The organism is Flavobacterium maritimum (assembly GCF_040049085.1).
Taxonomy (GTDB): Bacteria; Bacteroidota; Bacteroidia; order Flavobacteriales; family Flavobacteriaceae; genus Flavobacterium; species Flavobacterium maritimum.
The window spans coordinates 277,640-304,630 of record NZ_JBDLZY010000004.1 but is presented as its reverse complement, the minus strand read 5'-3'; the positions used below and the strand labels follow the sequence as shown (position 1 = coordinate 304,630).

Annotated in this window: 25 protein-coding genes; 15 read left to right on the top strand and 10 right to left on the bottom strand. The window is 34.1% G+C overall.

The features are described 5' to 3' along the window. From ABEB23_RS10700 to ABEB23_RS10685, 4 genes are all read left to right on the top strand, one after another. On the top strand, positions 1-459 hold the full coding sequence (locus ABEB23_RS10700; RefSeq protein WP_348812589.1) for a DUF4352 domain-containing protein: 459 nt from the start codon (positions 1-3) through the stop codon (positions 457-459). Positions 460-657: 198 nt separating this feature from the next. Then, positions 658-1,203 carry a DUF1697 domain-containing protein gene (locus ABEB23_RS10695; protein WP_348812588.1) on the top strand — a complete coding sequence of 182 codons (546 nt, stop codon included), beginning with the start codon at positions 658-660 and terminating at the stop codon, positions 1,201-1,203. Positions 1,204-1,335: 132 nt separating this feature from the next. Next, positions 1,336-1,776: a hypothetical protein gene (locus tag ABEB23_RS10690; RefSeq protein ID WP_348812587.1), complete on the top strand. Its 441-nt coding sequence runs from the start codon at positions 1,336-1,338 to the stop codon at positions 1,774-1,776. A 205-nt stretch (positions 1,777-1,981) separates the two neighbouring features. Next, positions 1,982-3,466, top strand: coding sequence for an aminopeptidase P N-terminal domain-containing protein (locus ABEB23_RS10685; RefSeq protein ID WP_348812586.1), 1,485 nt, complete (start codon positions 1,982-1,984; stop codon positions 3,464-3,466). 76 nt (positions 3,467-3,542) lie between these two features. Here the strand turns inward: ABEB23_RS10685 and ABEB23_RS10680 are convergent, their stop codons facing one another. Next, positions 3,543-4,280, bottom strand: coding sequence for a Dph6-related ATP pyrophosphatase (locus ABEB23_RS10680; protein ID WP_348812585.1), 738 nt, complete (start codon positions 4,278-4,280; stop codon positions 3,543-3,545). Positions 4,281-4,384: 104 nt separating this feature from the next. On the opposite strand from ABEB23_RS10680, the gene ABEB23_RS10675 reads away from it, so the two are divergent. Further along, complete coding sequence (locus ABEB23_RS10675; protein WP_348812584.1) at positions 4,385-6,430, top strand: M1 family metallopeptidase; 2,046 nt, start codon at positions 4,385-4,387, stop codon at positions 6,428-6,430. Positions 6,431-6,540: 110 nt separating this feature from the next. Here ABEB23_RS10675 and ABEB23_RS10670 read toward each other — a convergent pair whose 3' ends face one another. Continuing rightward, positions 6,541-7,062, bottom strand: a complete 522-nt coding sequence (locus tag ABEB23_RS10670; RefSeq protein ID WP_348812583.1) for a DUF7935 family protein — start codon at positions 7,060-7,062, stop codon at positions 6,541-6,543. A 132-nt stretch (positions 7,063-7,194) separates the two neighbouring features. Between ABEB23_RS10670 and ABEB23_RS10665 the strand changes: the two genes are divergently transcribed. The 4 genes from ABEB23_RS10665 to ABEB23_RS10650 all read left to right on the top strand — a co-directional run bounded on the left by ABEB23_RS10665 (position 7,195) and on the right by ABEB23_RS10650 (position 12,247). Then, on the top strand, positions 7,195-7,962 hold the full coding sequence (locus ABEB23_RS10665) for a sulfite exporter TauE/SafE family protein (protein WP_348812582.1): 768 nt from the start codon (positions 7,195-7,197) through the stop codon (positions 7,960-7,962). A gap of 176 nt (positions 7,963-8,138) precedes the next feature. Continuing rightward, positions 8,139-8,873, top strand: a complete 735-nt coding sequence (locus ABEB23_RS10660) for a hypothetical protein (protein WP_348812581.1) — start codon at positions 8,139-8,141, stop codon at positions 8,871-8,873. A 346-nt stretch (positions 8,874-9,219) separates the two neighbouring features. Next, positions 9,220-11,556, top strand: coding sequence for an ATP-dependent helicase (locus tag ABEB23_RS10655; protein ID WP_348812580.1), 2,337 nt, complete (start codon positions 9,220-9,222; stop codon positions 11,554-11,556). Between the two features lie 70 nt (positions 11,557-11,626). After that, complete coding sequence (locus tag ABEB23_RS10650) at positions 11,627-12,247, top strand: L-threonylcarbamoyladenylate synthase (RefSeq protein WP_348812579.1); 621 nt, start codon at positions 11,627-11,629, stop codon at positions 12,245-12,247. An 84-nt stretch (positions 12,248-12,331) separates the two neighbouring features. On the opposite strand, the gene ABEB23_RS10645 is transcribed toward ABEB23_RS10650, so the two are convergent. Genes ABEB23_RS10645 through ABEB23_RS10635 form a run of 3 tightly spaced genes read right to left on the bottom strand, consistent with a single transcriptional unit; the run spans position 12,332 to position 14,687 of the window. Continuing rightward, complete coding sequence (locus ABEB23_RS10645) at positions 12,332-13,165, bottom strand: OmpA/MotB family protein (RefSeq protein ID WP_348812578.1); 834 nt, start codon at positions 13,163-13,165, stop codon at positions 12,332-12,334. Between the two features lie 49 nt (positions 13,166-13,214). Beyond that, positions 13,215-14,216, bottom strand: a complete 1,002-nt coding sequence (locus ABEB23_RS10640) for a glycosyltransferase family 2 protein (RefSeq protein WP_348812577.1) — start codon at positions 14,214-14,216, stop codon at positions 13,215-13,217. A gap of 9 nt (positions 14,217-14,225) precedes the next feature. Further along, positions 14,226-14,687: a type I restriction enzyme HsdR N-terminal domain-containing protein gene (locus tag ABEB23_RS10635; RefSeq protein WP_348812576.1), complete on the bottom strand. Its 462-nt coding sequence runs from the start codon at positions 14,685-14,687 to the stop codon at positions 14,226-14,228. A gap of 91 nt (positions 14,688-14,778) precedes the next feature. Here ABEB23_RS10635 and holA point away from each other — a divergent pair, with 91 nt between their 5' ends. The 5 genes from holA to ettA all read left to right on the top strand — a co-directional run bounded on the left by holA (position 14,779) and on the right by ettA (position 21,487). Beyond that, entirely contained in the window at positions 14,779-15,783 is a 1,005-nt protein-coding gene (gene holA / locus ABEB23_RS10630) for a DNA polymerase III subunit delta (RefSeq protein ID WP_348812575.1), read from the top strand. A gap of 50 nt (positions 15,784-15,833) precedes the next feature. After that, positions 15,834-16,016 carry a CAL67264 family membrane protein gene (locus ABEB23_RS10625; RefSeq protein ID WP_103804836.1) on the top strand — a complete coding sequence of 61 codons (183 nt, stop codon included), beginning with the start codon at positions 15,834-15,836 and terminating at the stop codon, positions 16,014-16,016. A gap of 278 nt (positions 16,017-16,294) precedes the next feature. Continuing rightward, positions 16,295-17,770, top strand: coding sequence for a PhoX family protein (locus ABEB23_RS10620; RefSeq protein ID WP_348812574.1), 1,476 nt, complete (start codon positions 16,295-16,297; stop codon positions 17,768-17,770). Between the two features lie 66 nt (positions 17,771-17,836). Next, positions 17,837-19,657 carry a cytochrome-c peroxidase gene (locus ABEB23_RS10615; RefSeq protein WP_348812573.1) on the top strand — a complete coding sequence of 607 codons (1,821 nt, stop codon included), beginning with the start codon at positions 17,837-17,839 and terminating at the stop codon, positions 19,655-19,657. Between the two features lie 135 nt (positions 19,658-19,792). Further along, the gene (gene ettA / locus ABEB23_RS10610) at positions 19,793-21,487 is read left to right on the top strand and encodes an energy-dependent translational throttle protein EttA (RefSeq protein ID WP_348812572.1); all 1,695 of its coding nucleotides are present in this window, start codon (positions 19,793-19,795) and stop codon (positions 21,485-21,487) included. Positions 21,488-21,561: 74 nt separating this feature from the next. Here ettA and ABEB23_RS10605 read toward each other — a convergent pair whose 3' ends face one another. The 3 genes from ABEB23_RS10605 to ABEB23_RS10595 all read right to left on the bottom strand — a co-directional run bounded on the left by ABEB23_RS10605 (position 21,562) and on the right by ABEB23_RS10595 (position 24,415). Beyond that, on the bottom strand, positions 21,562-21,687 hold the full coding sequence (locus tag ABEB23_RS10605; protein ID WP_348812571.1) for a hypothetical protein: 126 nt from the start codon (positions 21,685-21,687) through the stop codon (positions 21,562-21,564). A 78-nt stretch (positions 21,688-21,765) separates the two neighbouring features. Continuing rightward, entirely contained in the window at positions 21,766-22,182 is a 417-nt protein-coding gene (locus ABEB23_RS10600; RefSeq protein ID WP_348812570.1) for a thiol-disulfide oxidoreductase DCC family protein, read from the bottom strand. A 67-nt stretch (positions 22,183-22,249) separates the two neighbouring features. After that, on the bottom strand, positions 22,250-24,415 hold the full coding sequence (locus ABEB23_RS10595; RefSeq protein ID WP_348812569.1) for an endonuclease MutS2: 2,166 nt from the start codon (positions 24,413-24,415) through the stop codon (positions 22,250-22,252). A gap of 115 nt (positions 24,416-24,530) precedes the next feature. On the opposite strand from ABEB23_RS10595, the gene ABEB23_RS10590 reads away from it, so the two are divergent. Further along, a complete protein-coding gene (locus tag ABEB23_RS10590) occupies positions 24,531-25,214 on the top strand; it encodes a uracil-DNA glycosylase (RefSeq protein WP_348812568.1) in 684 nt (227 codons plus the stop codon). A 115-nt stretch (positions 25,215-25,329) separates the two neighbouring features. Here the strand turns inward: ABEB23_RS10590 and ABEB23_RS10585 are convergent, their stop codons facing one another. Together ABEB23_RS10585 and ABEB23_RS10580 are read right to left on the bottom strand one after the other, a co-directional pair. After that, positions 25,330-25,707: a DUF4258 domain-containing protein gene (locus tag ABEB23_RS10585; protein WP_348812567.1), complete on the bottom strand. Its 378-nt coding sequence runs from the start codon at positions 25,705-25,707 to the stop codon at positions 25,330-25,332. Positions 25,708-25,743: 36 nt separating this feature from the next. Next, positions 25,744-26,943 carry an alanine dehydrogenase gene (locus ABEB23_RS10580; protein ID WP_348812566.1) on the bottom strand — a complete coding sequence of 400 codons (1,200 nt, stop codon included), beginning with the start codon at positions 26,941-26,943 and terminating at the stop codon, positions 25,744-25,746. Between the last annotated feature and the right edge of the window lie 48 nt (positions 26,944-26,991).

Here is a 26,991-nt window from a genome sequence, read left to right as displayed (position 1 = left end):
ATGAAAAAAATTATAATCATTGCTTTTTTAGCATTTTCATTGAATTCTTGTATAACAACATACGAAGTCATTCCTCAAAACTATGATTATAGCGAAAACATAAATTTTGTTATTGACAAAGTTGAAGAAGGAAAAAGTATTGCTACTGGAAATGGTTCTTGGAATGCAAGCAGAGGAAGTAAATTTGTTTTTATTTACGTGACCTTAAAGAATAGCGTTGATCAAAAGCAAAAATTAGACTTTGATAATTTTTATCTCCTTAATCCTAAAGACAGAACAAAACATAAAGTAGAATGGGCAATGTTAACAGGTTTGATAAATCTGTGGGGCAAAGTAGATTCCAGTATTCAAAAAGGTGATACTAAAAAAAGAAAACTTGTTTTTTTATTTCCTAAAGAAGAAAAAGCAAATTTTCTTATGGTTAATGAAAAAGTGATTGAAATAGATTATAAAATTTAAAAAATTTATTGATTTTACTCTTCGAAGCACGTTTATTCATTCATTATTTTTCCATCAAGTCACAATATCAAAATCTTTAATAAGATGTAACGGTTACACCCATGTCACAAGCGACATTTGAGAAAATGGTTCTGTTAAAAGTAAAGTTGTGAAATCCACTTTAAACGTAATATCTTTGAAAAAATAAAACACTTTAAAATGACAACCCATCTAGCTTTGCTTCGCGGCATCAATGTTTCCGGTCACAACATGATAAAAATGGACGCTTTGAAAACAACTTTAGAAAATATTGGCTTTCAAAATGTGCAAACCTATATCCAATCCGGAAATGTTTTTGTGGAAACAGAAGAAGAAAGTCCTGCCAAAGTAGGATTCCTTATCAAACAGGAAATTTTCAAAGTTTTCGGTCATGAAATACCTGTTGTTGTAATTGGTAAAGACGATTTAGTAGCCTGCTTCAGGAACAATTCTTTTTTGAAAGAAAAAGATATGGATATTAAAAAATTATATGTGGCTTTTGTTTCTATAGCTTTGCGAGGCGACAACATCAACGACTTAAAAATGAGTCAGGTAAAACCCGATGAAGCGACTATCGATGCCAACAGAATTTACATCAAATATGCTGTTGGAGCAGGGAAAACAAGATTTGATCAAAAATACATTGAGAAAAAACTAAATGTAATCGCTACCATCAGAAACTGGAATACCGTGACGCAGTTGCTGAAAATATATGAGGAACGCTAAAACTCTATTTATAAAATTAGCTTCCGAATAAAACCAATTAATGCTTTTTTTAAAATTTTTAAAAAAAAATTATACACTAACGCAACCATTCACAAATGTCTCCATCTATTATTTAACTATAAAAGTTAAAAAATGAGACATCTTACGATTATTGTTGCTTTTCTTTCTATTTTTTATTCCTGTACAAATGATACTGCAGAGGCTACAACTACTGCCTCAATTGATTATCATGGAAAATGGACATTAGTTAAAATGTCTGGATCTATGCTCAATTCCGAAACTATGGGAGCCGCAATGGATTGGCAGGAACACTACCTGTTCAACAATGATGGAACTTTTACAAAATCAAGAGTTCAAAACAATACTGAAACAACTATTTCAGGAACCTACACCGCAGTAAATCATTCAGACGACCTCTATTTAGAATTAACATACGCCACAGACAGTGAGATGATCGGAAGCTGTTACGGAAACCTAAAAGAAGAGCTTTATTTTACATCACAAAACACTTTATCAAGCACTTGGAGAAATTGTGATGGTCCCGGATTAGAATATAAAAAATTAACTAATTAAGTATCGCTTGCAGCATTTTTCATCTGATTTGGTTTTGGGTTAATTTGTGAATTATGTGATACTTCTTGAAAAGGGAGCTTAAAAGTTTACTGACTTTTGGGTTCCTTTTTTTGTTAGCATTAATACAGCCATAAAAATATTTATATTTACCAATAATTAGTTTTTAACAAAAGTATTTCGCATCTAAATCCTTAACCCGTAAAATATGAATTTTAAACTTTCTTTTATTCTCAGTATTTTCTTTGTTTGTACCGCGATAGCACAAGACGGAAATCCAACCGATTATTTGTCAGCTCAATTTCACAAAGAGCGAAGAGAAGCCTTGCGTGCCAAAATGCCTAAGAATAGTGTGGCAGTATTTTTTGGTAATCCAATACGAAACCGAGCAAATGATGTTGATTATATTTATCATCAAGATCCTGATTTCTATTACCTAAGCGGCTACAAAGAACCTGATTGTGTTTTGGTTATTTTTTCTGATAATCAAACCAATAAAGAAGGAAAAACATATAACGAATTACTTTACGTTCAGGAAAAAAATCCAAGAGCGGAGCAATGGACTGGAATCCGATTGGGAACAGAAGGCGCGAAAAACAGTTTAGGTTTTACCAATGCTTTCAATGGAAAGGAGTTTCTCAATTCTGACATTAACTATTTAAGTTTTGATTCTGTTCTATTTAAGGAATTTGAAGACGATATCAGAAACTCAAAAAGAGACAAAGCTGATTTGTACAAATTAATTTCTGCGTTCAAAACCCAAATTGGCTATGCTGCAAAAACAGAAAAACAAACAGATTCAAATCTGCAAAATGAAATTGGTCTCAAAAAAAATATAACGGCAAAAAAAGCGAATATCGATACCAAATCGATTTTAACATATATGGCTAGTTTGCGCGAGATTAAATCCAAAGAGGAAATGGTTTTATTGACAAAGGCAGTTCGAATTTCTGCTATGGGACAAAGAGAGATAATGAAGGCTATGCATCCTGGAATGTCCGAAACCGAAATACAAGGAATACATGAGTTTGTCTACAAAAAATACGGCAGCGAGTTTGAAGGCTATCCTTCAATAGTGGGAGCCGGTAATAATGGTTGTGTTTTACATTATATCGAAAACAGCAAAATGAAAGTTGAAAATGATTTGGTATTAATGGATTTAGGGGCTGAATATCATGGCTATACCGCTGATGTAACACGAACCATTCCCGCTAACGGAAAATTTACAACAGAGCAGAAATTAATCTATGATTTAGTTTATGAGGCGCAAGAGGCGGGGATAGCAACTGTAAAAAAAGGAAATAGCTTCGGTTCTCCAGATGTTGCGGCGCGAAATGTAATCAGTGAAGGTTTGGTTAAATTAGGAATTATTAAAAACAAGGAGGAGTCCAGAAAATATTTTCCTCACGGAACTTCTCATCACATAGGATTAGATGTTCATGATCCCGGATTATACAATACTTTTGAAGAGAATATGGTACTTACAGTAGAACCAGGAATTTATATCCCTAAAGGAAGCGATTGTGATAAAAAATGGTGGGGAATTGCAGTGCGAATTGAAGATGATATTTTGGTTACAGCAAACGGTCCAATCAATTTATCTGCAGAAGCGCCAAGAAAATCAGATGAAATCGAAGCTCTTATGAATGAAAAAAGTGTACTGGATAATTTTAATTTACCAAATTTAGATTAGTCAGTTTTGTCACTTTAACCAAACAATAAAATTAAAACTCCGTACTCTTCTGGAATACGGAGTTTTTTATTAAAGGTTATTTCTGGACCAAATCACAATACCAGAATCCAAAATCAAATGCATCGGTGGCACTCGTATCACAAGCATTATCAGAGGAATCTTGTTCTTTTGGTTTTTCATATTTTCGATAAACAACTTCACCAATTTCGAAATCAATAGGTTTAGAAAAGATCGGTCCATCAAAAGTAAACGTGTGGAATTCGCCATTTTCCCCACAAACATCAACATTCTCCGGTAAATCATTTATAAAATCCTGATCTATTATTCTTCCAACAAAACTTTTGTCCAAGAAACGTTCGTTAACACAAACAACAATGGTTTTAAATCCTAAACCAATAAATTCCTGAATCAAATCTTGTGTCGGGGTTTTCCAAAGCGGGAAGATACCTTCAAATCCAATTTCTGCTAATTTATCTTCTCGGTATTTACGTAAATCTTCGAGAAATATATCCCCAAAAACAGAATGCGTAACACCTTGACCTTTTAATTTGTCTAATGTATTTCGCATTACATTTTCATAAACTTCCATGGTTGGCATTTCGGGAATTTGCATGATTTCAAGCGGTAATCCGATGCTTTCTGCTTGCTGTACTAATAATTCTATACGGACACCATGCATAGAAATTCGTTGGTATTGTTGGTTTACACTCGTAAGCAAACAGCTGATTTCAAATTCAGGATTTTTTAGAATTTTATATAATGCCAAAGCAGAATCTTTTCCGCTGCTCCAGTTAAATAGGGCTTTCTTTTTCAATGCGATTTTCTTGTATATTTTCGGAAGTAAACTTACAAAATTAGTCTTATTAGTATGGCAAACCTTTGTAACTTTGAATTTTTCAGTTTAAAACTTTAGAATAAATGAAATACCTGTTTTTTTTTATTTCTGCTTTCACATTCGCCCAGCAAACTCAATTTGTTGATTTCAAATCTGTTAATGGTCAAATAACGATTAATCCGAAAGAAAAGACTGTTTCTGGATCTGTAACCTATTGGTTTTCTGTTTTAAAACCTATTGACACTCTAAAAATAGACGCACAAAATATGACATTTTCAAATTTATCATTGAATGATAAAACTATTGCTTATGTTACTACTGGTAAGGAGTTACAAATTGTTTTTCCGTTTCACAAAGGCAAAAATGAACTCCGTTTTGATTATTCGGCAAAGCCAAAGCAAACCCTGTATTTCGTTGATGAGCAAATTTGGACACAGGGACAGGGAAAATATACCAGCCATTGGTTCCCTAGTTTTGATGATGTAAATGAAAAAGTCAAATTCAATTTAGGAATTGCATACGATTCGAATTATCAGGTAATTTCAAATGGTAGTTTAAAACAAAAAATAGAAAATAGCGGCTTGACTTACTGGCAATACCGAATGGAAAAACCAATGAGTTCTTATTTACTAATGCTTGCCATTGGAAAATTTGCAAAAAATGTTCAAAAATCAAAGTCTGGAATTCCTTTAGAAATGTACTACCAACCGGAGGATATCAAGAAATTTGAACCGACGTATCGATATTCGAAGCAAATGTTTGATTTTTTGGAAAACGAAATAGAAGTGAAGTATCCGTGGAAAATTTATAAACAAATTCCGGTTCGGGATTTCTTATATGCCGGAATGGAAAATACTTCTGCAACACTTTTTAGTACTCGTTACGTTGTGGATTCCATCGGATTCGAAGACAGAAGTTACACCAATGTCAATGCCCATGAACTGGCGCATCATTGGTTTGGGAATTTAATCACAGCCGAAAGCGGAAAACACCATTGGCTTCAGGAAGGTTTTGCAACCTATTATGCTTTGTTGGCTGAAAAGGAAATTTATGGAGAAGATTATTTTTATTCTAAATTATATGAATCTGCACAACAACTGAAGTTCGCTTCAAGGACTGATACTATTCCGGTTTTGAACGCCAAAGCGAGTTCGCTGACTTTTTATCAAAAAGGTGCATGGGCGCTGTTTGTTTTACATGAAGGAATAGGGGACGCTGCCTTTAAAAAAGCAGTGAAAAATTATTTAAAAAAATATGCTTATCAAACTGTAAATACTCAGGATTTCTTTAATGAAATAAAGAAAGTAACCGATTATGACTTAGACAATTTTAGTAAAACATGGCTCGAAACCAGTGTTTTCAATACGCCGCAAGCCAATATTTTACTGAATAAAAATAAATCTTTGCAAGTACTGTTTGAAATCGAAAAATTAAAAAGCAAACCACTTTCTGAAAAGAAAGATTTCTTCGCCAAAACACTACAATCTGAGGTACATTTTTCTGTGAAAGAAGCAATTGTAAATCAATTAAAAAATGAAAAATCTGAAGATCAGGTACCACTATTGATTTTAGCCTTGGAAACCAACAATATACAGGTTCGACAAGCAGTTTCTGCCACAATAACAGCCATTTCAGAAGATTTTAGACCCCAATACGAAACGTTATTAAAAGACAAATCCTATCAGACCCAGGAAATAGCTTTGTATCATTTGTGGAATAATTTTCCTCAGAATCGCACCCAATATCTGGATCAATCAAGGAATTGGATTGGCTTCAATGATTATAATTTGAGAACGATGTGGTTATCACTTGCCTTATCAACACCCGATTATCCGATAGATAAAGAATCTTTAATCAATGAATTAATCCAATATTCATCTGTTAATTACGAGGCAACAACCCGTCAAAATGCCTTAGAAAAACTCATCGGTTTTCAATTAATAAATGATGCTGTTTTAAAGAATTTAGTAAAGGCAACCACACATCATATGTGGCAATTTTCTAAATTTGGAAGAGATAATATTAGAAAATTATTGAAAAGTCCTGAAATGAGAACCTCATTCGAAAGAATTCTTTTGGATCTAAATGGTGGAGAGCAATTCCAATTGAATCGATTGTTAAAAGAATAAAAACTTAATTAAGTTACGAATTACGAATTACAATTTTGCCTAGCCAGCTGGCGAAGCATTTCAGATTTTGCAATCCTAATTCATAATTCGTAATTCACATAACTAAATATTTACCATAACTGGCCTACTTCATCTTTGATGTATGCCAATGCAGCATTAGTCGGAGCATGTTTCTCCAATAAATCATTTAAAAGCACTTCGCGTAATTTGTCGGCACTATCCACACGCTCACTCATATTCGCTTTTCGAATCATTTGAATAGTTGCGTTTTTAGAGGTTGTGATGATGGTCCAACATTCATCAGACATATAAATCTGCTGTGTTAAATTATGCTCAAACTCTTGCTCAATTTGGGTAATGAGTAAATTTTCGTAATCATTTTTATCATTGGAAACAGGGATAATGCGTATTAATAATTTGGTCAAACTAATACGTTCCAAATACAAAGTCATTCGTTCATAGGCTTGCAATCGTAATGGCAGTGCCTCTTTTTGGGCTTCTTTATTTAGTAAATAACGACGTCTTCCTTCTTCGTTTTTAGTATGCAGATTAAAAAAATTATAAGCTACAAGTCCTGTAATTATTGCCGGTAAAGTATAACTGGCTAATTCTAGTATTTTTATTCCGTCCATCCTTGATTTCGATTTATAAAAGGCAAAAATATACTTTTTTAATAACAAATCAATTCCAATTTAATAGCAATAAATCAATTCGAATAGTATTTTTGCCCATCCAAACTGGAATATTTCAAATTGTTGATTGCTATGGAAACTTATATATTAATTTTACTTTGTTTAGCCGCTTTTGCCGCAGGATTTATTGATGCTATTGTTGGCGGAGGTGGATTAATTCAAACTCCCATGGGATTGATTTTACTTCCTAATCTTCCGGTTTCTACTGTAATTGGTACGTTAAAAGTTCCAGCGTTTAGTGGGACTTCATTTGCAGCTTATCAATACCTCAAAAAAGTAGATATGAACTGGAAACTATTGGCTATCATGATGGCTCTGGCATTTCCATCGGCCTTTTTAGGTTCTACCTTGCTGACTTATGTGAGTAATGATTTTATGAAACCCTTATTGCTTGTGGTACTTTCCTTTCTAGTTATTTATACCTACGCCAAGAAGAATTTTGGACAACATATTGAAAAAAACATGACCCACAGAAGACAAATCGTCAATGCCATCACCATCAGTTTTGTGGTTGGTTTGTATGATGGATTTATTGGTCCCGGCACAGGCAGTTTTTTAGTGGTTGCGTTCATTGCTTTGATGGGATTTGATTTTCTTCATGCTTCCGCCAATGCAAAAATGGTGAATCTTGCGACTAATTTTGGTTCTATCTGTTTGTTTGTTTTGAAAGGAAAAATCATTTGGGCAATTGCTTTACCAATGGCGGCCAGTAATGCATTGGGAGGTTGGATCGGCGCAAAATTAGCGATCAACAAAGGAAACAGTTTTATTCGAATATTCTTTTTGGTGGTTGTTATCGGAACCTTAATCCGCTTTGCTTATGATGTGTTTTACAAATAAAAAACAGTAAAAGGAGAGACCAGCTAAGTATCTATTTCTATAACAAATTTTGTCGTAAAAAATCGAGCAAATACACCATAATATTCTAATAATCAGGAGTTTATTTTTTATTTTCTGCGTATCTTTGATAGTTGAAACAAAAATCAGTTAGCAAAATATTAAAAGCGGAGGAACCCATGAAAAATGAAGATTATCACTCAGAACTCAGAGCCCTACTGTCAATAAGAAATTTTAATAGCGCTTTGGAAAAGCATTATTCACAAATGCTGGAAATAGAGAAAAAATTGGAAGAGTTCCATAAAAATGCTTTAGCAATAATTGAAGCTCATAGTTCAGTTGAATCACAGGAAAAATGGAAGGACGGCCTGAAGAAAATGAATAGTTCCTTGAAAGCTATAAACGAAGTACTCAATTCTGTAAAAGAAAAAGTGAAAAACCATGACAGATCTGATTCATCTGCGTTATGGAAGAACTTCAACTTGCATTTGAGTAATTTGAAAAAAATGAACAAAAGTTTGGAAGATTTTGGATTCGAAATACTTCCTGAAAGCCAACATATACATTGGAAAAAAGATGTATGCAATTTTGAAGACACTATTTTACCATTAATTGTTTCGCACGCTAAAGCTTGTAAAATAGAACTTCAAATGATGGAAAAATATACGCCTAAAGAGATTCATGATATCACTCAAATTATCCTAGATCATATCCCGGAAAATTTTGACTTTGAACAAGCCGATTCATACGAAAAAGACTATATGAAAGCTTTTAAGGATTTTAAAAAAGAATTTAGTCAGAAAAAAGATCTTTGGGACAAGTTTCTAGATATTTTAGCCGGTGGAACACATCAGCCTCCGTCCGAAAGAGTTATGATGAAGAGATGGCTAGAAGGAGATAAAGGTGATTTATAGTTTTGGTTTGCATAAAGTACAGAGTCAACCGGATTTACACCTGAAACAAGTTTTTCTATTGGATAAGCAGGAGTAAAACTTCACAAATCCACAGAATTTTTTTTATCAAACAGCATAACATCTGATTATTGAACAAATGTTTCTGGTATATAAAGACCCTTATTACGGACCTTTAGGTAATTTGAAACAATGGTTTGTGTATGATAAAATCAAAATTAAATACTATTACTAATAGCGATTTCTTACTTTAGTCTAAATAACAGAATTTGTGTCTGGTAAAATAACTATGGGGGTTCGGATTTCATTCTTAAATCCTTATTTTTGCATACAATAATTTAAAAATTACATGCAGAAGTATATCGATCAACTCAACGAAGCCCAACGCGAACCCGTTCTCCAAAAAGACGGACCTATGATTATTATTGCAGGTGCAGGCTCCGGTAAAACACGTGTGTTGACCATAAGAATTGCCTATTTAATGAGTCAGGGAATTGATTCATTCAATATTTTGTCGCTTACATTTACCAACAAGGCGGCACGCGAAATGAAACACCGAATTTCGCAAATCGTAGGAGCAAGTGAAGCCAAAAATCTTTGGATGGGGACCTTTCACTCGGTTTTTGCCCGTATATTACGTTCGGAGTCAGACCATTTGGGCTATCCTTCCAATTTTACCATTTACGATTCACAAGATTCTGTCCGATTAATTTCTTCAATTATTAAAGAAATGCAATTGGATAGGGATGTCTATAAACCCAAACAGGTTTTAAGCCGAATTTCAAGTTATAAAAATAGTTTGATAACGGTTAAAGCCTATTTCAATAATCCGGAATTACAAGAAGCGGATGCAATGGCCAAAAAGCCACGTTTAGGCGAAATCTATCAACAGTATGTCGATCGTTGTTTCAAAGCCGGAGCCATGGATTTTGATGATTTATTGCTAAAAACCAACGAATTACTTACTCGTTTTCCGGAAGTTTTGGCTAAATACCAAAACCGTTTCCGTTATATTTTGGTGGATGAGTACCAAGATACCAATCATTCACAGTATTTGATTGTTAGGGCTTTATCAGATAAGTTTCAGAATATATGTGTGGTAGGTGATGATGCGCAAAGTATTTATGCTTTCCGCGGAGCCAATATCAATAATATCCTGAATTTCCAAAAAGATTATGACGGGGTAAAAACCTTTCGATTGGAACAAAATTACCGTTCAACAAGAAACATTGTGGAAGCGGCTAATACCATCATCGATAAAAACAAAACCAAACTCGATAAAATCGTTTGGACAGCCAATGATTTTGGTCCAAAAATAAAAGTGCACCGCAGTTTAACGGATGCCGAAGAAGGTCGTTTTGTTGCCAGCACCATTTTCGAACAAAAGATGCAAAACCAAATGATGAATGGTCAATTTGCTATTTTGTATCGTACCAATGCACAGTCCCGAGCCATGGAAGATGCCTTGAGAAAAAGAGATATTCCGTACCGAATTTATGGTGGTTTGTCATTTTATCAAAGGAAAGAAATCAAGGATGTTTTATGCTATTTGCGATTAGTGATTAATCCAAAAGACGAGGAAGCATTGATTCGTGTGATAAATTATCCAGCACGTGGTATTGGAGATACAACTGTCGAAAAATTGACAATTGCAGCCAATCATTACAAGCGTTCCATATGGGAAGTCATGCAGAATATTGACAAAATTGACTTGAAACTGAATTCGGGAACCAAGCAAAAACTGAATGATTTTGTGACTATGATTCAAAGTTTTCAGGTAATTAATGAAAACCAGGATGCTTTTTATATTACTGATCATGTTTCTAAAAAGACAGGGTTGGTTCAGGAATTGAAAAAAGATGCTACACCGGAAGGAATGGCAAAAATTCAAAATATCGAGGAATTATTAAACGGTATCAAGGATTTCACCGAAGGCCAAAAAGAAATTGATGGTGCTCGAGGTGCTCTTTCAGAATTCATGGAAGACGTGGCTTTGGCAACTGATTTAGACAAAGATACCAGTGATGAAGATCGCGTGGCGTTGATGACGATACATTTGGCAAAAGGACTAGAGTTCCCCCATGTTTTTGTGGTCGGAATGGAAGAAGATTTATTTCCGAGTGCCATGAGTATGAGTACCCGATCTGAATTAGAAGAAGAACGTCGTTTGTTTTATGTGGCATTGACACGTGCAGAACATCAGGCCTATCTGACTTACGCGCAATCACGTTACCGTTGGGGAAAATTGACTGACAGTGAGCCTTCGCGTTTTATTGAGGAAATCGACAGTCAATATTTGGAATATTTAACTCCGGCAGAAACGAATTACCGTTATAAACCACAGATTGACAGTGATATTTTTGGCGATGTGGATAAATCCAAATTACGTTTAGCAAAACCTGCTGCAGGAACACCACCAAAATACATAACAGACAGTGAACCTAAACCGGATATTAATTTACGTAAATTAAAACCCGTTTCCAGTAATTCAGTGGCTTCTGCTGGTGCTAATTTGTTCGATAATAAATTAGTTGCCGGAAATATTGTTATGCATGAGCGCTTTGGTAAAGGAGAAATCATTAACTTAGAGGGAGCCGGAGCAGACAAGAAAGCGGAAATTCGTTTTGAAGTAGGCGGAATCAAAAAATTGCTGTTGCGCTTTGCAAAATTAAATGTAATCGGGTAAAAATTTATTTAAAGTTTAAAGTTGTTTATGCCGCGAACTTTGAACTTTAAAACTTTAGACTAAATATAAAATGGCACAATTTATAAAAATATACGAAGACAAACCCAACGAAGCGGCTATTGCCAAAGTAGTAAAGGTATTAAAAGACGGAGGATTGGTTATTTATCCAACAGATACTGTTTATGGTTTGGGCTGTGATATTACGAACACAAAAGCATTAGAACGCGTTGCCAAAATCAAAGGTGTAAAACTGGATAAAGCTAACTTTTCGTTCATTTGTCATGATTTGAGCAATTTATCTGATTATGTCAAACAAATTGACACAGCGACCTTTAAAATTTTGAAAAGAGCATTACCGGGTCCATACACTTTTATCTTGCCAGGAAACAACAACTTACCTAAAGAATTCAAAAAGAAAACGACTGTTGGTATTCGTGTACCGGATAATTCAATAATATTAGAGCTCGTTCGTCAATTAGGCAACCCTATTGTTTCTACTTCCATTCGTGACGAAGATGATGTGATAGAATATACTACCGACCCAGAACTCATTTTTGAGAAATGGCAAAATCTTGTTGATGTGGTTATTGATGGGGGGTATGGCGATAATATAGGATCCACCATTATTGACCTGTCGGGCGATGAGCCTATCGTTGTCAGAGAAGGTAAAGGAAGCTTGGATATTCTTTAGATTAATTTTCATTTCATTATAATCCATAAAAAAACGTCTTGATTACTCAAGACGTTTTTCATATAATCTAAAACCAAAGACGATTTATTGTTGTGGTTTTTTCATTTCTTTCTCAATCATATCATAGAATTGATCGATTTTTGGTAAAACAACAATACGTGTTCTTCTGTTTCTTGCTTTATTTTCAGCAGTGTCATTAGGAACTAATGGAATGTATGAACTTCTACCCGCAGCGATTAACTGTGCTGGATTTACTGCTAAATCTTTAGTCAATACTCTGATAATTGCAGTAGAACGTTTAACACTCAAATCCCAATTGTCAAGTAAAACAGCATTTCCTTTTAATGGATCAGTATCTGTATGTCCTTCAACCATACATTCGAAGTCTGGCTTGTCATTTACCACTTTTGCAACTTTTGCCAAAACTCCTTTTGCTTTGTCAGTTACCTCATAGCTACCGCTTTTGAATAATAATTTATCTGCAATAGAGATAAATACTACTCCTTTTTCAACATTTATTTCAATATCCGGATCAGAAATCCCTACAGAGCTTTTCAAACTGGTAACCAAAGCAAGTGTTACACTGTCTTTTTTGGTTAAAGCATCTTGCATTCTAGTTATTTTCAAATCTTTCTCTTTGATTGTTTCCAGGGCTTTTTCAATATTTTCAGCTCCCTTAGTTGTTAACACAGTCATATCTTTGGAAGTATTTATCAAAGATTGGTTGTGCTCTTTTAAACCGGCGACAGTAGCTGTAAGTCCTGCTTTTTCTTCCAAACAAGAATTTAATTTTACTGTTGCAGTATTCAATAAATCTTGTGTTTCTTTGTTTTTGGCTTCTAAATCCGCGTATTTCTTTTTAGAAACACAAGAAGTCAAAAGTGCCAGGACTGATAAAGCAATTACTACTTTTTTCATAAATATTAATTTTAATTAAACGTGAATTACAAATTTAGTTTATTATAGTTTACAAGAATGTCAAAATATTCTTAAATGTCTTAACCTTCTTGATAAAGTATAGATAAACGATACTTTTCACGGTATAGTATTTGGCTACTTGAAATTCTCCTCTTTTCTTAAAATTAACACTATAAAATTTGTAGAAGGAACCATGTGCTTTTACTATTGCCAAAAAATGGTTTAGTTTTCCTTTTAAAAGAAATTGAAGTCCGGCGATTCCATCCAAAATCATTCTGCAGAATAAAATCCAATACAATTTATCTTTTGGAAGATTTTTAGTAAGCATCAATAATGAATTTCGAAAATTCAAAAATGTTTTTTTGGGATGTCCTTGGTGTAAAGTTGCCCCGCCAACATGATACACAACTGACCCTGAATTGTACTTTATTGTATACCCTTTATTAAAAGCGCGCCAGCACAAATCAATTTCTTCCTGATGAGCAAAAAATCCTCCATCAAACCCCTCTAATTCCTTGTAAACGGCAGTTCGAATAAAAAAACAGGCACCCGAAGCCCAAAAGATCTCGCAATTATCATCGTATTGTCCATAATCCTTTTCTAAAGTATCAAATAAGCGGCCTCGACAAAACGGATATCCGTACTGATCTATAAATCCTCCGGCAGCGCCAGCATACTCAAAGTATTCCTTGTTTTTATAATCTAATATTTTAGGTTGGATGATGGCCGTTTTTGGTTCACTTTCAAAAGTTTTAATAATAGGTTGCAACCAGTTTTCGGTCACTTCAATATCAGAATTGACCAAAGCATAAATATCAGCATCAATATGCTGCAAAGCTTCATTATAGCCCCCGGCAAAACCCAGATTTGAGTCGTTTTTTACAATTTTTACCGAAGGAAAAAATGTTCTGATATATGAAATAGAGTCATCTGTCGAAGCATTATCAGCAATATATACTGTCGATTCCGGAGAGTATTTTACCACCGAAGGTAAAAATTGTTCTAATAATTTTATTCCATTCCAATTGAGTATGACAACTGCTAATTTCATTTCTGACTATTATATATATTGATTATTTAAGCTGTAATCCGGTAATTCTTGCAGGAATTGGTATTTTTCATTTTCAAAATCCATTTGGCAAAAGTAATGATTCAAACCATTGGTCACCATCAAAAATTGGGACTTCATCGTCATATTATAACGGGCAATTTGATCAAAGGTGGCCTGTGTAATTTTAACTTCAGGTGCTTTACATTCAATTAAAATAAAAATCGAACCATCTGGGTTATACACTACTGCATCATAACGTTTTCGTAAACCGTTGACTTTTAAAACTTTTTCTACATTTATTAATGACTTCGGATACTTTTTTTCAGCCAAAAGAAATTGGACCACATGTTGTCTTACCCATTCCTCAGGAGTGAGAATGATAAATTTTTTCCTGATTTCATCAAAAATTGAGACTTTATTTTCGCTATTTTTGAAGCGAAAGTTATAGGCTTGAAAATTGAGTTTTTGCATGAAGCAAAAATAGTTATTTAGTTTAAAGTTTAAGGTTTAAAGTTGCACACGATGCGACAAACTTTAAACCTTAAACTTTAAACCAAAAAACATGGACGAAGTAGTAAAAATTGTTAATGATATAAAAAGTGGCACAATCAAACCTATCTATTTCCTGATGGGGGAAGAGCCATATTATATTGACAAATTATCCGAATATATTGAACAAAATATACTATCGGAAGAAGAGAAAGGCTTTAATCAGACAGTTTTATATGGTAGAGATGTTACTATAGAAGACATTGTCTCAACAGCCAAACGGTACCCAATGATGGCGGATCGTCAGGTCGTTATTATAAAGGAAGCGCAAGAATTGACCCGTACCATTGACAAACTCGAAAGTTATGCCGAAAACCCGATGCCATCAACGGTTTTGGTTTTTTGTTATAAATACAAAACCTTGGACAAACGTAAAAAAGTAACCAAACTATTAGCTAAAAACGGTCTTGTTTACGAAAGCAAAAAACTATATGAAAACCAAGTAGGGGATTGGATCAAACGTGTTTTATCCGGTAAAAAATACTCGATTGAACCCAAAGCAGCTTCTATGCTGGTTGAATTTCTGGGAACCGATTTGAGTAAAATAAACAATGAACTCGAAAAATTACAAATTATTTTACCGGTAGGAAGTACAATCAATCCCAAACATATTGAGGAAAATATTGGATTCAGTAAAGATTTTAATGTCTTTGAATTACGAAAAGCACTTGGAGAACGCAACCAATTAAAAGCTTATACCATAGCCGAAAACTTTGCGCAAAATCCAAAAGACAATCCAATGGTTGTAACAACAGGTTTGGTTTTTGGATTTTTCATTCAATTGCTGAAATATCATGGATTAAAAGACCGTAACCCAAAAAATGTTGCTGCTGTCCTGGGTGTTAATCCCTTTTTCTTAAAAGATTATGATGTGGCTTTAAAGAATTATCCGATGAAAAAAGTGAGCCAAATCGTAGCTTCCTTACGAGATATTGACGTAAAAAGTAAAGGTGTTGGAGCAAATGCCTTATCTCAATCGGATTTATTAAGAGAAATGCTTTATAAAATATTTAATTAGTAGCTAAATTTCCGATATTTGCAGCTCTAAAATATAAAAATACCACAATTATGGGAATGAATAAAAATACAATCTTAGGATGGGCCACTTTAATAATGATTCTAATGGGATTATTGCTTATCGGATTAGGCGCTTTTAGATACGATGACGTAGCAGGATGGGGATTCGCAGCTGTAGGCGTTGGGTTTTTAGCCAATGCTTGGGTTTTTAGTTCCCTTAAAGGTAGAGTATAGTAATAAAAAACACTTTAGAAATAATAGTTAATTTATAAAAAGGTCACTGTAAAAACAGTGGCCTTTTCTTTTTTTATATTAATTTTAAGTACGATTATTCCTAAAAATACAATCAAAAAAAACATTCCAAAACATCTGTAATAAACTTTACTCAAAATTAACTTTTACCGTTTTTGGTTAAAAACTCTTAACCAATTAGTCATCATTTCAATAAAATCAGTTAACCTCCCTAAAACTTTTTGAACATAATTTTGTGAATATAATCTTAAAAAAAAATCATGAAATTGAATTACTTAAAAAAAGCAGGTCTATTATCCGTTTTGGGCTTAGCAATTATCAGCTGTCAAAATGATGACAATGGGGACAAAGTAAATCCTGAAATCGATTTTAATAATACCTCCTCAGTTCCGGCTTTAGTGACGGCTAAAGAAGGTTTTGAAAATTTGATGATTACTTCATTAATCAGTAGTCCAGATGTATTGCCACAATCTCCGAGTTTTGTTTATGGTGCGCAACCGGATGGCGCCGGATTCATGAAAGATCCGAATAGTGATGGGTATATAATGATTACAAACCATGAAATCTTGAAATCTGTTTCAAGAGTTTATTTTGACAAAACATTAAAAGCTACAAAAGGAGAATACATTGTTGACGGTATAGGAGGTTTAACCAGATTATGCTCTGCAACTTTGGCTACTCCGGGTACTCACGGATTTGGTCCGATGTTTTTAACAGCAGGGGAAAGTGGTGAAGAAAGTATGGTTCACGGAATCGATCCTTTTAGCCTTACAAGCCAAAAAAGCAGAACTGATAGAGTTTTACCTGCTTTAGGAAAAGCGAGTATGGAAAACGCTGTTCCGCTCCCAAAAGCAGCCTATTCAGGTAAAACAGTAATTTTAATTGGTGAAGATCAATCGTATTCAACCTCACATATTAGTGCCGGACAAGTAATTATGTATGTAAGTGATGTTGTTGGAGATCTTACTAATGGTAAGTTGTACGCTCTTAAAAGAAATGATGGAGTACAAGTTGAGACTACTATGACTGTTGGGACTTCCTTTGATGTATCTTTTGTTGAAATTCCAAATGCAAAAAATTTGACTGGAAAAGAAATAAATACAACGGTAAATAATTTAGGGGCAATCCGTTTTTCTAGAGTAGAAGATGTAGACTACAGAAAAGGCTCTTCTAAAAACAACAAAGAGATTTATTTTACAGCAACAGGTCAAGCAAGCAACAATGCACCAGTAACTGGATACACCATGTGGGGAAGAGTTTATAAATTAGTTTTAAACGATAACAACCCTTTACTTGGTAAATTAGAACTAGTAGTTGAAGGAGACTCTACTCCAGGTACCGGTATCATAAATCCGGATAACATATGTGTGACTGAAAACTATGTTTACATTCAAGAAGATGGTGATTCCTACTATACGGCGGCTAAACATGATTCTTATATCTGGCAATACAATATTGCAGCCAAAAGTAATAAACCTTGGATGACCATGAATCATAAACGAACTGATGCTACTTGGAATGCAACTTATAACCAAACCGGCGAGACACGTTTTGGAAGTTGGGAATACGGTGCTATGGAAGATATCTCTGAAATTATTGGGGTACCAAATACATTTATACTCAATGTTCATCCTCACACTTGGCAAAAAGATGCTTTCTTAAATGCAGATGGAAGTGGCGTTAACACGAATAAAGAAGGAGGGCAAACCGTCATAATAAGAAATGTACAAAAATAATTTCTGACACTAATAAACAAAGACAGCCCTAATCAGGGTTGTTTTTTGTTTTTATCTACTAAAAAAATGAAATTTTTCAAAAGCAATTATAGTAAAAAGACTTTCCTGATTCTGAATTTTACTTTTATTATTTTATTATTTGGATGTGAAAACAAATACAGTCAAATAACAATACAACAGGAGCTTATTTCTGATATTGAAGTGTTAAATCAAAAAATAAATGATTTTCAAACTATTGTAGAAGAAAGCAATAATGAAAAAAAAATACAGGATGCATTCAAGTCCACACGATTATCTTATAAAAAAATAGAATGGGCAGTTGAATATTTCACACCTGATCCAGCACGATTTATTAATGGTCCCGCTTTGGATGAATTAGAAGTAGCAGAAAATACATTTTTTTCTCCTAATGGTTTTCAAGTAATCGAAGAACTTCTTTTTCCTAATTATTCTATTGAAAATAAAACAAATCTAATTAGGGAAATCAAAATACTCAAAGGCAATTTGAATCAGGTAAAACAACATTTGAGTGCTATTACTATTTCAAATAACTATGTTTTAGACGCTTCTAAAATGGAAATAAACAGAATTCTCGCTCTTGGAATAACGGGTTTTGATTCTCCAATAGCCTTACATGCAGTTCCTGAAGCAAAAATTAGTCTTGGATCTTTAAAATTTTTACTCCCAAAAATGAGTAACAATACTAATGAATCGAATGTATCCGAAAAAAAAATATTGGATTTAATCAATCGAGGAGAACAGTACTGTCAGTCACATCCTGATTTTAATACTTTCGACAGAGCTTACTTTATTAAAAAATATTTAAATCCTATTAGTAAAAATCTACTGGTCTTTCAAAAAGCGAATACGATTAAAAATGCAAATACAAATAGTGTCATAAATCCAAATACTGCCACAATTTTTGAAAAAAAAGCTTTTAATGTAAATGCATTTATTCCATCGGATGAATACCTATATACTAAGGAAAAAGTCGCGTTGGGAAAGAAATTGTTTTATGAGACTTCATTTTCCAAAAATAAAACCAGAAGTTGCTCATCCTGTCATAATCCAGATAAAGCATTTACTGATAATTTGAAAACAAATCAATCTTTAGACGGTGATCAATTGAATAGAAATACCCCAACTTTAACCTATGCCTCTTTACAAAATGCACAATTTTGGGATATGCGACAATTAGATTTAGAAAAACAAAGTTTGGATGTCATTCAAAATAAAGATGAAATGCATGGTAATATTTCGAATGCTATCCAAATACTAGATAGAGATAAGGCATACCAGAAATTGTTTCAATTGGCATTTCCACAATCAAAAAAGATAGAAGAGTGGCAAATTCAAAATTCTCTGGCAAGTTACATTCGTTCCCTGAATGCATTCGACAGTAAATTTGATATTTATATGCAAAGTGATTTGGAAAATTTTAGTATCGAAGAAAAACTGGGATTTAACCTCTTTGCAGGAAAAGCTAAATGCGCTACTTGTCATTTTATTCCTTTGTTTAACGGAACAGTACCACCTAACTTTCAAAAAACAGAGCAAGAGGTGATTGGAACGCCAGATAAAAAGAAGGGAAACAAAATTAGCCCTGATTTAGGAAGGTATAAACAATACCAAATGCCACAATTAAGAAATGCTTTCAAAACACCATCGTTAAGAAATGTTGCTATAACTGCGCCTTATATGCATAACGGTGTATTTTCGACTTTAGAAGAAGTTATCGATTTCTACGATACAGGTGGTGGGATCGGTCTTGGAATTGCCATAGAAAACCAAACATTACCTGCGGAAAAATTAAACTTAACCCAAAAAGAGAAAAAAGCATTAATCGCATTTATGAAAACTTTGACAGACACAGAATACCAGAAATAAATTGCCTTCATTCTTAAACCGATTACTTTTCATTTAAAATTGGACTTTCGTTTATAATTATTCAGTAGTGATGATTTCTATTCTTTTTATTTAATACTATCTTTGTGTTCATTAATAAAATAAATTCATAGTTATATGGCTGACGATAAAAAAGTAATCTTCTCAATGTCAAAACTGAGTAAAACCTACTCAAGCAGTAATAAACAAGTATTAAAAGATATTTATTTGAGTTTCTTTTATGGAGCTAAAATTGGTATTCTAGGTTTAAACGGTTCGGGTAAATCATCTCTTTTAAGGATTATTGCCGGTGTTGATAAAAACTATCAAGGTGATGTTGTTTTTGCTCCGGGCTATACGGTAGGATATTTAGAACAAGACCCTATTTTAGATGACAGCAAAACTGTTATTGAGATTGTAAAGGAAGGTGTGGCTGAAACTATGGCTGTGTTGGATGAGTTCAACAAAATCAATGATATGTTTGGTTTGCCGGAAGTCTATGAAGATGCAGACAAAATGCAACAATTAATGGATCGCCAAGCCGATTTACAGGATAAAATTGATGCACTTGGAGCTTGGGAAATTGATACCAAACTGGAAATTGCAATGGATGCCTTAAGAACTCCTGAAGGTGATACACCAATCAAAAATTTATCTGGAGGAGAACGTCGTCGAGTAGCTTTATGTCGTTTGTTATTACAACAACCAGACGTTTTACTTTTGGATGAGCCTACGAATCACTTGGATGCAGAAAGTGTACTTTGGTTAGAGCAACATTTAGCACAATATGCCGGAACTGTAATTGCTGTAACGCACGACCGTTATTTCTTGGATAATGTAGCAGGTTGGATTCTAGAATTGGATAGAGGAGAGGGTATTCCTTGGAAAGGAAACTATTCTTCTTGGTTAGAACAAAAATCAGGTCGTATGGCCCTGGAAGAAAAAACAGCTTCAAAACGCAGAAAAACCTTGGAACGAGAGTTGGACTGGGTTCGTCAAGGTGCCAAAGGGCGTCAAACCAAACAAAAGGCACGTTTACAGAACTACGATAAATTGTTAAATGAAGATCAAAAACAATTAGACGAAAATCTGGAAATTTATATTCCTAATGGACCTCGTTTAGGAACTAATGTTATTGAAGCTAAAAATGTTGCCAAAGCATTTGGAGAAAAATTATTATATGATAACTTGAATTTTAAATTGCCTCAAGCGGGAATCGTTGGAATTATTGGACCAAATGGTGCTGGTAAATCAACTATTTTCAAGATGATTATGGGCGAAGAAAAACCAGATGCAGGGGAATTTTTAATTGGGGAAACCGTTAAAATAGCTTATGTTGACCAATCCCATTCGAATATTGATCCAAATAAATCTATTTGGGAAAACTTTGCCGACGGTCAGGAATTAATTATGATGGGAGGAAGACAAGTAAATTCAAGAGCCTATTTGTCTCGTTTTAACTTTGGTGGAAGCGACCAAAACAAAAAAGTTTCAATGCTTTCCGGTGGAGAAAGAAACCGTTTGCACTTAGCAATGACTTTGAAAGAAGAAGGTAACGTACTTCTACTGGATGAGCCTACGAATGATTTGGATATCAATACCCTAAGAGCTTTAGAAGAAGGTTTGGAAAATTTTGCAGGTTGTGCTGTTGTTATTTCTCACGACAGATGGTTCTTAGACAGAATTTGTACACACATCTTGGCCTTTGAAGGAAACTCTGAAGTATATTATTTTGAAGGTGGTTTCTCTGATTACGAAGAAAACAAAAAGAAACGTTTGGGTGGTGATTTGACTCCAAAACGTCTTAAATACAGAAAATTAATCAGAAGTTAATAATCATCCAATAATTTGATTATTAATTAAAATAAAAAAGAGGATGTCTGTATCATCCTCTTTTTTTTATGCTCTTATTTCTTCTTATCAGAATTCATCATCATTAAAACGGCGGCTACCAAACCAATTATTACCAAACCAAAAACAACTATCATTATAAACGAACCGTTTCCCCAAGAGTATAGTGATAAATTACTCATATAATTAAGATTTTAAGATTAGTCAAATTTAACACTACTGTAAAGAATAGTACATGATAAATATCATGATTGCTCAATTTATTGCAAAAATTTTAATTTTAATGCATCTGTTGGAATCATGCAGCTTTCTTTTCTTCCATACCATTTGTAACGGTTCTTAGCAACAAAATCATAAATGGAATTGGTGAACGAATCAGGTAAAATAGAAAACAAACTTACAAAATAAAAAAGACCTCCCAATTCTTTTGAAATTTCGAATACAGCTTCCGACTTATAATAATAAGCAATTCCGGGCTGATAAAGAACAATACTGTCTGTGGTTTTGATATCAATACCTATGTACTTAATAATTTCCTGTCCCAAATCAGATTGAAGTGCTACAAATCTGAAAACATCTTTTTTGTCATGCTCAATGATCCATTGAATGGAAGTGTTGCATAAATTACAAACTCCGTCAAAGAGAACGATTTTTTTGTCTTTGGGTAAATTTAGCATTTTACGATTCGGGTTTGAAAATATTTAAAGTTTAAAACTGCACAACTGAGCTGAGATTGAAAACCGATTACTTCTTAACCGCTTCCACTAGTTCCAAGACATCTAAACTGACTTTTGAAGTAAACATACCATAATTGACTGTTGCTTTATTTTTTTCAATACTGTCAATGCTTCCCACAGCTTTACCATCAGCCATTCGTACGCGATCACCCACTTTTAATATCGGTTTAGGTTTTTCAACAACTACCTTTAATTTTTTCTCTTTCTTTTCCTTGCGGATTTCTTCCACTTTGACAGTAACCTCCTGAATAATTTCCTTTTTCTTTTCGACCTGAGCTTTTGTCTCCTTTGGGGTTGCTTTTTTTCGTTTCGAATTTTCAATTTCAATAATTTTCAAAAATTCTCCAATCAGGTCTTTCTTGTTTTTATTATTAAAATATTTCTCCGCGATGTCTTCTATTTTTTGACCAATGTAAATTGTTTTCTGATTGCTGTCATACAATTCCTGATAGCTTTCCAATTTTTGCTTAATCTTTACATTGATGTTTTCCATTTTCTTGCCTTCCTCACGCGCTCTGGATTCTTCTTCTTTCAAGGTTTGCGAAGTTTTTTCCAGTTTGGAACGCTCTTTCTGAAGAGTAGCAATCGTTTTATCAAAACGAACTTTTCCTACTTCAATTTTCTTTTTCGCCCGGTTGATTAAACTAAAAGGTATACCGTTTTTAAGAGCTACCTCAAAAGTAAAGGAACTACCGGCTTGTCCCAAAACCAATTTATACATGGGTTCCAATGTCTTTTCATCAAAAAGCATGTTGGCGTTGGTCGCAAAAGGCAATTCATTTGCTAATATTTTCAAATTGGAATAATGTGTTGTAATAATTCCAAAAGCTTCTCTATGGTAGAATTCTTCCAGAAAAATTTCTGCCAAAGCACCACCCAACTCAGGATCTGATCCCGTACCAAACTCATCAATCAGGAACATGGTTTTTCTGTTACATTTCTTCAGAAAATAATTCATGTTCTTTAAACGATAACTGTATGTGCTTAAATGATTTTCTATTGACTGATTATCACCTATATCAGTAAGAATACGATCAAACAAAAAGGTTTCGCTACGTTCATGTACCGGAATCAGCATGCCGGATTGCAACATTAATTGCAGCAAACCGACCGTTTTTAAGGAGATCGTTTTTCCTCCTGCATTAGGTCCCGAAATTACAATAATTCTGTTTTCCTGACCTAATTCAATCGTCTGCGGATGTGTAACTTCGTTTTTTTGTTTGTTATTCAGATACAAAATAGGATGGTAAGCATCTCTAAAATAAAGTCGGCGGTTCTCCGTAATTGTTGGTAAAATTCCATTTATCCTGTTGGCATATTTAGCTTTTGCGGCTATTACGTCAATATCACTCAAAAAATCCTGATATTGAACCAGCAAAGGTAAAAAAGGACGAATCTGATTTGACAACTGTTTTAAAATACGGGTAATTTCCTCTTTTTCCTCGTATTCTAAATTACTCAGTTCTCTTGAGTATTTTAAGGTGGTTTCTGGCTCTATATAAGCAATACTCCCTGTTTTGGAACTGCCTAAAATTGATCCTTTGACCTTGCGGCGGTACATTGCTAAAACCGCTAAAACCCTACGGTTTTGCACAAAACTTTCTTTGATATCATCTAAATAACCAAGCGAATTGTATTGAGTCAGTGCCACTCCAAAGCTTTGGTTTACTTTACCGCGAACCAAATTCATATCACGACGGATATTCTGTAAATCCGGAGAAGCATTATCTTTTATCTCACCATATTTATCCACTACAGCATCAACTAAACTGCTAATTTCCTTGGTGAAAGGAATTGCAGATGCTTTCACATTCAGATTCGGATAATAATCATCAAATTTCTTGAAGTAATTCAACAAAAAATTAGTCGTTTCAGATATGGTCGCTATTTTTCTGAAACTTCCCACTTCAAGAAAACTGTCCTCTATAGCCAGAAACTTAATTTCGTGAGTGATGGCATCAAAACCATGATTAGGAATGGCATTGTTATTTTGAAAAGAAGAAACATACTCTGATGTTTGCATTAAGGCTTCCATCAAACTTTCCTTGTCTTTAAAAGGGGTAATTTCTAATGCTTTTTGCTTACCAATATCGGTATTGCAAATTGCCGAAATGGTTTCAAGAACGGTTGGAAATTGTAAATCTTGTAATGTTTTTTCGGTGATTGATATCATTTTTTAATCTAAATTGTAAAGGTTCAAAGTTACAAAGTTTCAGAGTGAAATACGATAATTTTTTTTTAGCGGACTTTGCGAAAAACTTTGCGAACTTTGCGATAAAATATATACTATGCAAATCAATCTCAATTCGGAATGGCAATCCATTTTATTAGATGAAATTCAGAAACCCTATTTTCAGGATCTAATAGAATCGGTTGATGAAGAATACCGGAACCATACTTGCTATCCTCCAAAAGAATTGATTTTCTCAGCCTTTAATTATTGTAGTTTCAACGATATAAAGGTTGTTATCATTGGTCAGGATCCGTATCACGGAAAAGGCGAGGCCAATGGTTTGTGTTTTTCCGTAAATGATGGCGTTCGAATTCCTCCATCATTGCGAAATATTTTTCGTGAAATGTGTGATGATTTGGAAACTCTTTTTTTTCCAACCTCTGGAAATCTTGAAGCCTGGGCTAAGCAAGGCGTCTTACTTCTAAACGCATCCTTAACTGTAAGAGCAGACAATCCAAATAGTCACAAACACTTAAAGTGGAATGTTTTTACCGATGCCGTAATTCAGAAAATTTCAGATAAAAAAGAGCATGTCGTATTCTTGCTTTGGGGCAGTTTTGCCCATAAAAAAGGACTTAAAATCGACAGAAACAAACATTTAGTTCTGGAATCCGGACATCCATCACCAATGAGTGCTAATCAGGGAAAATGGTTTGGAAACAAACATTTCAGCAAAACAAATGCGTATCTGAAAAACAATGGTTTACAGCCTATAGAATGGATTGAGAAAGTAATTTAAACTTAAAAGCTAATAAACCAGATAGAGTCACACGGATTTTCAACAACATAAAAAGAAACCACTCAAAATCCGTATTTTTTACGCTAAAAAGCATTTAAAATACGTGACAAATAAATTACTGTTTTTTTATAATATCATGTAAAACAGCCTTATCCGAATAATTAATCACTTTAAGAGTGATTTCCTGGTTCTTTACCGTTTTTCCTTCAATTACATATAGCTTGCCTTTTTCAAATTCAACATTACTTTGATCAAAATCAACATCACCAAATTTCAGGGTATTTTTTATATCTGTGGTGTCAATCCAGCTTTCGGCTAATATTTTAGAAGCTTTGTCAGAATAATTGAAAGGCTTGTTTCTTAAATCATTCAAAACTCGGGCATTTGGAAAATAATTGCAACGAGTATCTTTTCCACTGAAAACCATAGCCACAAAAAACATTCCTATGATTAAACCAACAAAATAATAGGCAAAACGATGTACAAACTTCATGAATTAATTTTTTGGCAAAGGTAAATGAAAGTTTAGTTAAAAAACAATTAAATTAATATCACTGTCCGGTAAATCGAACCATTCCCCAATGGCTTTATTAGTTAGGATTCCGTGATACATATACACTCCGTTTTTCAACCCTTTATCACAACGGATGGCACTTTCAATACCGCCATCTTCAGCGATTTGCATCAGATAGGGAGTGATAATATTACTAATGGAAAGAGAAGCGGTTTTTGAATATCGGGAGGGAATATTGGGAACACAATAATGCAAAACATTACTCTTAATGAAAGTCGGTCTTTCATGGGAAGTCACTTCCGAAGTTTCAAAACAACCGCCTGTATCAATACTGACATCAACAATTACAGCCCCTTTTTTCATGTGCTCCACCATAGTTTCTGTAACTACAACAGGGCAACGATCCTGGCCGTGCATGGCTCCGATAGCTACATCACAACGTCTGAGAGCCTTTAATAAAGATTTAGGCTGTATGGTAGATGTAAAAATACGCTGGCTTAATTTATTTTGTAAACGACGTAGTTTAGTAATCGAATTATCAAAAACTTTCACATTTGCTCCCAAACCAATGGCTGTTTTTGCAGCAAATTCACCAACTGTTCCCGCGCCAAGAATAACAACATCAGTAGGAGGGACTCCCGTAATGTTTCCAAATAAGAGCCCTTTCCCAAATTCATTGGCAATCATCAATTCGGCAGCAATTAAAATCGATGCTGTACCCGCAATTTCGCTCAAGGACTTAACCGCTGGATAAGATCCGTCTTCATCTTTAATGTATTCAAAGGCCAATGAGGTAATTTTCTTCTTGGCTAAAGCTTCAAAATAGGCTTTTTTTCTGGTTTTTATTTGGATTGCCGATATCAGAATCGTTTTGGGATTCATCATTCCAATTTCAGCAATACTTGGAGGCTCTACTTTCAAAATCATCGGACAGCCAAAGACTTTTTTAGTATCCTTAGTCACTTCAGCTCCAGCGTCACTATATTCTTTATCCGAATAACTTGAACTTTCTCCAGCACCCGACTCAATCATTACTCTATGCCCATGGTAAGTCAAGGAATTGACTGCATCAGGAGTAAGGCAAATGCGACGTTCCTGATAACTGGTTTCTTTTGGAATACCAATAAAAAGCTCGCTTTTTTGTCTCCCTATCTCAAGTTTTTCTTCTTGAGGCAAAAGCTGTTGTTTTGTGAATGGACTTAAAGATATTGGCATTGGTCTTTTGAAATTAGTGGCACAATTTACGCAAAAAGTTTTAAAAAA